Below are 7,414 nucleotides of genomic sequence, written 5' to 3' on the forward strand. Positions count from 1 at the left end.
CCCGGCGGTGGCCCTCGGCGGGGCGCCGATCAAGACGCTCGACGGCGTGCTGATGGGGGAGCACGCGGGCTTCCTGGCGATCACCCGGCACCTGCTGGCCACCGGCCGGCGGCGGCTCGCGTTCGTGTGGAACGGTCCGGCGGGCGCAGTCCCGACCGGGGACCGCTACTCCGGGTTCGTCGCCGCTCTGGAGGAGCACGGCATAGAGCATGATCCTTCGCTCGTAGCCTACAGCTCCGACTGGGACCGCAGGGCCTCGGGCTACGAGGCGATGGTGGGGCTGCTGCGGCGCTCGGGCCCCAGGTTCGACGCCGCGGTCTGCGTCAACGACACGATCGCCGTGGGCGTGCTGAAAGCCCTGCGCGCGCACGCCATCCGCATCCCCGAGGACGTCGCGGTCACCGGCTTCGACGACACCGACGAGGGGGAGTTCACGATCCCGTCGTTGTCGTCGGTGAGCCCCGACCAGGGCGAGATGGTGGCCGCCGCCGTCCACCTGCTCATCGAGCGCCTCGACGGGTACGACGGCGCGGCCCGGCAGGTGCACACCGGTGTGCACCTGCTGATTCGCGACTCGTCCGGGCCGGCCTGACCCACTCCGCACCCCTCGACGCGGTCACTTCTTCCCCTGATTGTCTTGTCATTGACAACGCTGAATGACGGCCCCTAACATCGCTGAAACATTCACCGAGATCTCGGTCACACCCCTCCGTCCCCCCTCAGGAGGACCGCATGGCCACCTCACCGGCTCTGTCCCGCCGGGCCTTCGTCGTCGCGGCCGGCCTCACCGCACTCGCGGGTTGCTCCGGCAAGAACTCCGGCGATCCGAACACGTTGCGGATCTTGGTCAACAAGCATCCGCTGACCAAGCCGATGAGCACGATGGAGTGGCCCAAACAGCTGGAGAAGATCGCGGGCGTGAAGATCCAGTGGCAGGAGATCTCCGCCGACTGGGACCAGAAGAAGTCCACCATGCTGGCGGCCGGCGACGTCCCGGACCTGATCATCGGCACGAACGCGATCACGAACGCCGACCTCGGCACGTACCGGACGCTCTTCGAGAACCTGGCCGACGACCTGGACGCGCTCCCGAACGTCAAGGCGTTGTTCGCGGCGAAGCCGCAGCTGAAGTCGATGGCCACGCTGACCGGCGGCGAGGTCTACGCGGTCCCGGGCTACAAGCGGTTCTGGCCGACGACCGTGACCCACCAGTACATCAACAAGCAGTGGCTCGACCGGCTCGGCCTGAAGGTCCCGACCACCTGGGACGAGCTCTACACCGTGCTCGTCGCGTTCAAGGAGGAGGACGCGAACGGCAACGGTGACAAGAACGACGAGATCCCGATGGACTGGTCACCGGTCGGGACGGACGGCTTCGGCTACTTCCAGCCCAGCGTGCTGCTCGGCAGCGTCGGCCTGCCGATCGCGGGCGGCGGCGGCCAGGGCTACTTCCTGGAGGACGGCAAGGTCGGCAACTTCCTCGTCGACGAGCGCTACAAGCAGGTGATCGAGTTCCTCCATCGCTGCTACGCCGCCGGCCTGGTCAGCAAGAACGTCATGACGCAGGACTACTCGGCCTACCAGGCGGTCGGCCGCGGCTCCGGCAAGGTGGCAAAGGTCGGCTTCAGCTGGGGCTGGACGGCCAGCGACCGGTTCGGCGCCGAGCTGGCCGATCAGTACGTCGCGATGGCGCCGCTGCTGGCCAAAGCCGGCCAGACCACCCCGGTGACCTGGACGTACGACTCCAACGGCGAGAACTTCCCGTCGAACCAGATCCTCATGTCCGCCAAGACGAGCAACAAGCAGGCGGCGCTCAAGATCGTCAACGCCCTCTACGACAAGGAGATGTCGCTGCAGGTGCTGTGGGGCGACCTCGGCAAGTACGTCAAGAAGATCAGCGACAAGGAGTACGAGGTGCTCCCCCCGGCCGACCCCAAGGTCGACCCGTCGACCTGGAAGTGGACCGTCACCATCGCCGACGCCGGCCCGGTCTGGATCCGGGACGACATCGAGGTGAAGCTGCCCGCCGACCTGGACGAGGCCGTCGAGCAGACCGAGCCGCTGCGGAAGGCGCTGGCGAACATGGACGTGGACAAGGACGTCTACCCCTTCCAGTTCATCCAGATGAAGCCCGACGACACCAACCAGCTCGGGCTGAACAACACCACGATGCTCAACACCGCGATGACGAAGTTCGCCGAGTGGATCACCAAGGGCGGCGTCGAGGATCAGTGGGGCCAGTACGTCCAGCAGGTCCAGAACGCCGGCCTGCAGAAGAACATCGACATCTACCAGCGCTACTACGACGAGTACGTGAAGACGCGCTGATGGCGGAGTCTCTCGTCGCGGCTCGCAAGCCGGCCGGCGCCCGAAGGATGGGCGCCGGCCGGCACGTCAGGCGGTACTGGCAACTGTGGCTCATGGTCCTGCCGGCCGTCGGGTTCGTCGCCGTGTTCATGTACGTCCCGATGTACGGGATCCAGCTCGCCTTCCGGGAGTTCGACTTCACCGCCGGGCTCACCGGCGGGGACTGGGTCGGCCTGAAGTACTTCCGGCAGTTCTTCGACAGCCCGCTGTTCTGGCCGCTGCTGAAGAACACGTTCGTCATCGCCTTCACCACCCTCGTGGTGGGGTTCGTCGCGCCGATCCTGCTGGCGCTGATGATCAACCAGATCGCCGGCGGCCGGCGCAAAAGGGTCATGCAGACGGCGACGTACCTGCCGCACTTCATCTCGATCGTGGTCATCGTCGGCATGCTGCAGGCGTTCCTCAACCCGTCCACCGGGCTGCTCACCCGGGTCTCCGCCCTGTTCGGCCTCGACGGGGTGAACCTCCTCGGCGACACGGCGGCCTTCGTGCCGGTGTACGTGATCTCCGACGTGTGGCAGCACTGCGGGTGGAACAGCATCATCTACCTCGCCGCGCTCTCGCGGGTCGACCCGCAGCTGTACGAGGCGGCCAGGGTGGACGGCGCGAACCGGCTGCAGCTCATCCGGCACGTCGACGTCCCGAGCATCGTGCCGACCATGGTGATCCTGCTCATCCTCACCATGGGCGGCGTGCTGAACACCGGCTTCGAGAAGGTCTGGTTGATGCAGAACAACCTGAACCTCCCCGTGTCCGAGGTCATCGCGACGTACGTCTACAAGATCGGCATCTTCAGCACGCAGTTCAGCTACGCCACCGCGATCGGCCTGTTCAACACGGTCATCAACTTCGCGTTCCTGATCGCCGCCAACGCGATCGCCCGCCGCGTGTCGAACTGGAGCCTGTGGTGACATTCTTCCGCAAGAAGACACCGGGCGACGTCGTCTTCACGCTGGCGCTCGGCGCGATCTGCGTGGCGGTCCTGTTCGCGGTGGTCTATCCGGTCTACTTCGTGGTGATCGCGTCCGTGAGCAACCCGTCGCTGATCTCCACCGGCGAGGTGTGGCTGTGGCCGAAGGGCGTCAACCTCTTCGGGTACCGGGAGATCTTCAACGACGAGCGGATCTGGACGGGCTACCGCAACACGCTGCTCTACAGCGTCGTCGGGACCGCGCTGAACCTCGTCGTGACCATCCCCGCGGCGTACGCGCTGTCGCGGCCGGAGTTCCGCCCGCGGCGGATCCTCATGCTGTTCTTCGTGTTCACGATGTTCTTCAACGGCGGGCTGATCCCGACGTACCTGCTCTATCGCGACCTCGGCCTGCTGGACAACTGGCTGGTGTTCGTCCTGCCGTCGGCGGTGAACGTCTACAACCTCATCATCGCCCGCGCGTTCTTCGAGCACTCGCTGCCGAAGGAGCTGTTCGAGGCGGCGATGATCGACGGCGTGTCGTACCTGCAGTATTTCGCCAGGGTCGCGCTGCCGCTGTCCAAGGCGATCGTCTCGGTCATCGGCCTGTACTACCTGGTCCAGCACTGGAACGACTTCTTCACCGGCATGGTGTTCGTCCGGGACAACGCGCTGCAACCGCTGCAGATCGTGCTGCGTGACATCCTCCTGTCCAACCAGGCGTTCGCCGGTGGCGTCGGAGCTTCCGGCGGCAGCGGCACCTCCTACGACCAGCAGTACGCCGACCAGATCAAGTACGGCGTGATCGTCGTCTCCAGCCTCCCGGTCCTGGTGCTCTACCCGTTCCTGCAGCGCTACTTCGAGAAGGGCGTGCTCATCGGGTCGGTGAAGGGCTGATGAGACGCGTCCTCACGTGGCACACGAGGGCGGGCGAGATGGGCCTGCTGCTGCTCAAGCTGCACCTGCTGTGGATCGTGTGGACCCTGGCCGGCGGCATCGTGCTCGGCGTCTTCCCCGCGACCGCCGCGGTGTACGGCGTCATCCGCGGCGAGCTCCTGCATCCGGGAGCGCCTCGCGAGTTCCGCCGACTCTGGCGGCAGGAGTTCCGCACCGCCAACGTGGTGGGCTACGTCTTCGCGGCGGCCTGGGCGGTGCTCCTGGTGGACCGGCGGCTGCTGGAGAGCGCCGACCTCGGCGTCGTCGAGCCGCTGCTCGGCGCGCTGCTCTGGCTGGTCACGCTGTTCGTGTCGTGCATGACCGCGAACATCTGGATCCTCGCCGCCCACTTCGCCGAGGGGCCGGGCGCGCTCGTCCGCCGGAGCGCGATCCTCGTCCTCGCCCGCCCGGTGCAGGCGCTCGTCACGCTGCTCGTGGTCGGCGTGGTCCTCTGCGCGTACTACGTCGTCCCGGGGCTGGTCCCGGTCTTCGGCGTCGCCGTACCGGCCTTCGCCTCCTTCGCCTACGTCTGGGGCACCGCGGTCCTGCCCAGGGCCCCGGGCTCATCTCACGACACCTCATTGGGAACACCATGACCATGACCTCTGCCGCCGCCTTGCGTCGCGAGCCGCTGCCGCTGACCGCGGTCACCATCGACGACGAGTTCTGGGCGCCACGCCGCGAGCTGATCCGTACCCGTACGCTGCGGCACCAGGAGGGCCAGCTGCGCCGGCCCGGACAGCAGTTCGACGCCCTGAGCCTGTCCTGGCGGCCGGGGGATCCGGACGAGCCGCACATCTTCTGGGAGAGCGACGTCGCCAAGTGGATCGAGGCCGCCAGCCACTGCCTGGCCACCACCGACGACCCCGAGCTCGACCGGGCCGTCGACGAGGCGATCGAGCTGCTGGCGGGCGCGCAGCAGGACGACGGCTACCTCAACGTGTACTTCACCGTCGTCAAGCCGGGGGAGCGGTTCACCGACCTCCGCGACGCCCACGAGCTGTACTGCGCCGGTCACCTCATCGAAGCCGGGGTCGCCCACTTCGAGGCGACCGGCAAGACCCGGCTGCTCGACATCGTGCGCCGCTACGCCGACCTGATCGACACTGTCTTCAGCCCCGACGGCCCCCGCGCCGGGGGCTACTGCGGGCACCAGGAGATCGAGCTCGCGCTGGTCAAGCTCTACCGCGCGACCGGCGAGCGCCGCTACCTCGACCTCGGCCGGCGGTTCATCGACTGGCGCGGGGAGCAGCCCTACTATTTCGAGGCCGAACTGCGGCGGCGCGGCACCCCCGGCTACTTCGGCACCAGGCTCCCCCGGAAGCCCAGGGACCTGCGGCGCTTCCGCGAGTACAACCAGAGCCACCTGCCCGCGGCCGACCAGGCCGAGGCCGTCGGTCACTCGGTCCGCGCCATGTACATGTACAGCGCGATGACCGACCTGGCCGGCGAGTACGGCGACGACCGGCTGCTCCAGGCCGTGCGCCGGCTGTGGGCCAACGTCACGGACAAGAAGCTGTACATCACCGGCGGGCTCGGCTCCGATCCCAGCATTGAAGGCTTCGGACCCGCGTACGACCTGCCCGACGCCCACGGCTACGCCGAGACCTGCGCCGCGATCGGCCTCGTCCAGTGGGCCCGGCGGATGAGCAACCTCACCGGCCACGGCCACTACGTCGACGCCCTCGAACGCGCCCTGTACAACGGCGTCCTCAGCGGCGCCTCCGCCGACGGCACCCGCTACTTCTACGGCAACCCCCTCGCCAGCCACGGCACCGTCACCCGGCAGGAATGGTTCGACTGCGCCTGCTGCCCGCCCAACCTCGCCCGGCTGCTCAGCGAGCTCGGCCGCTACGTCTACGCCCAGGGACCCGGCGAGGCCGTCGTCAACCTGTACGTGGCCGGCACCGCCCGCTTCACCTTCGCCGGCGGCGAGGTCACCCTCCGCCAGGACACCGCCTACCCCCGGGAAGGCCGCCTGGCCGTCACCGTCACCCACGCCGACGACGGGGCGGAATTCGCGCTGGCCGTCCGCATCCCCGGCTGGAGCCGCCAGCCGGTCGTCACCGTCAACGGCGAGCCCGTTGATCAGCCTGTCCTCCGCGACGGCTACTGCGTCCTCTCCCGCCGCTGGCGGGCCGGCGACGTGGTCGAGCTCGATCTCGGCATGGAGGTCCGCCGGACCTGGGCGGATCCCGCCGTCGCCGCCACCGCCGGCAAGGTCGCACTCGAGCGCGGTCCGATCGTGTTCTGCCTGGAGGGCGTCGACCACGACTGCGCCGTGCACAGCCTCACCCTCGCCCGCGACACTCCCGTCCACGCGGTCCCGGACGAGCGGACCGGTGTCGTCACCCTGAACGCCGATGCCACCGCGGACGCCGAGACCGACGGCTCGCTGTACGGCGACCGTCCTCCCGCCCGGCGCGGCGTCACGCTGACCGCCGTGCCGTACTTCTCCTGGGCCAACCGCGGCCTCTCCGACATGACCGTCTGGATCCGGGAGTGAAAGGGAAGCGTGACGGAAGCCTTGGCTGAGACGCTCTTCGCGTCATCGAGCGAAGGCAGGTTCTCCAGCGAAACAAGATCATGAGAGCGCTGGTCCCGGCCGCCGCCCCGGCGATGGCCGCGACAGCCTCCGGGGACCACGAATACTGGGACAGCCCGTTCTGGGCGCTCCGGGTCCTGAAGTAGCCCCCGGCCGACGGGATCCCGCCTGATCTTGGTGATTGGGCGGGATCTTGCCATCACTCCCGTACCCCCCGTCGTACGATCATCACTCGCCAGCATCACCGCGGGGGAATCGGGACGTGAAGGGGGCACATGGAATCGGAGGTGCGCTTCGCGCTGCTCGGGCCGGTGTCGGTCGACGGGCCTGACGGGCCGATCGCGCTGGGCTCACCGAAACAGCGGACCGTGCTGGCCGCCCTGCTGCTCCATGCGAACCGCACGGTGTCGGACGACCGGCTCGTCGACCTGATCTGGGGCGAGCGCTCGCCGCGTACGGCTGTCTCGCGCCTGCAGGTCTACGTCCACGAGCTGCGAGCGCTGGTCGGCAAGGAGCGCATCGGCCGCGTCGGCGCCGGTTACCGCATCCACGCCGGCGCGGACGAGCTCGACCTGCAGCTGTTCGAGCAGTACAGAGCCGCCGCGCGCGCCGACGCGGAGGAGGGTCGCCACAGCGACGCCGCGGCCCGGTTGCGC

Annotated in this window: 7 protein-coding genes; all 7 read left to right on the top strand. The window is 68.4% G+C overall.

The window, feature by feature from the left end; all coding sequences use genetic code 11:
* Positions 1 to 592 (top strand): LacI family DNA-binding transcriptional regulator (locus ACWDX9_RS56535; protein ID WP_449971213.1); only part of this gene is annotated, 592 nt, incomplete at its 5' end.
* Positions 593 to 732: 140 nt separating this feature from the next.
* Positions 733 to 2,328 (top strand): hypothetical protein, encoded by a 1,596-nt coding sequence (locus ACWDX9_RS56540; RefSeq protein ID WP_449971216.1) that lies wholly within the window; start codon positions 733 to 735, stop codon positions 2,326 to 2,328.
* Positions 2,328 to 3,278, top strand: a complete 951-nt coding sequence (locus ACWDX9_RS56545; RefSeq protein ID WP_449971219.1) for an ABC transporter permease — start codon at positions 2,328 to 2,330, stop codon at positions 3,276 to 3,278. The genes ACWDX9_RS56540 and ACWDX9_RS56545 overlap by 1 nt, the downstream gene beginning before the upstream one ends.
* A complete protein-coding gene (locus ACWDX9_RS56550; RefSeq protein ID WP_350734098.1) occupies positions 3,275 to 4,174 on the top strand; it encodes a carbohydrate ABC transporter permease in 900 nt (299 codons plus the stop codon). The genes ACWDX9_RS56545 and ACWDX9_RS56550 overlap by 4 nt, the downstream gene beginning before the upstream one ends.
* Complete coding sequence (locus tag ACWDX9_RS56555; RefSeq protein WP_449971222.1) at positions 4,174 to 4,809, top strand: YesL family protein; 636 nt, start codon at positions 4,174 to 4,176, stop codon at positions 4,807 to 4,809. The genes ACWDX9_RS56550 and ACWDX9_RS56555 overlap by 1 nt, the downstream gene beginning before the upstream one ends.
* A complete protein-coding gene (locus ACWDX9_RS56560) occupies positions 4,806 to 6,719 on the top strand; it encodes a glycoside hydrolase family 127 protein (protein WP_449971226.1) in 1,914 nt (637 codons plus the stop codon). The genes ACWDX9_RS56555 and ACWDX9_RS56560 overlap by 4 nt, the downstream gene beginning before the upstream one ends.
* Positions 6,720 to 7,033: 314 nt before the next feature.
* The coding region (locus ACWDX9_RS56565) for an AfsR/SARP family transcriptional regulator (RefSeq protein WP_449971229.1) at positions 7,034 to 7,414 on the top strand (381 nt) is incomplete at its 3' end.

This window comes from Nonomuraea sp. NPDC003201, assembly GCF_053590415.1.

Coding starts and splice junctions, on each gene's coding strand:
- ACWDX9_RS56545 (WP_449971219.1), top strand. CDS start 2,328: ATGGCGGAGTCTCTCGTCGCGGCTCGCAAGCCGGCCGGCGCCCGAAGG.
- ACWDX9_RS56555 (WP_449971222.1), top strand. CDS start 4,174: ATGAGACGCGTCCTCACGTGGCACACGAGGGCGGGCGAGATGGGCCTG.
- ACWDX9_RS56540 (WP_449971216.1), top strand. CDS start 733: ATGGCCACCTCACCGGCTCTGTCCCGCCGGGCCTTCGTCGTCGCGGCC.
- ACWDX9_RS56560 (WP_449971226.1), top strand. CDS start 4,806: ATGACCATGACCTCTGCCGCCGCCTTGCGTCGCGAGCCGCTGCCGCTG.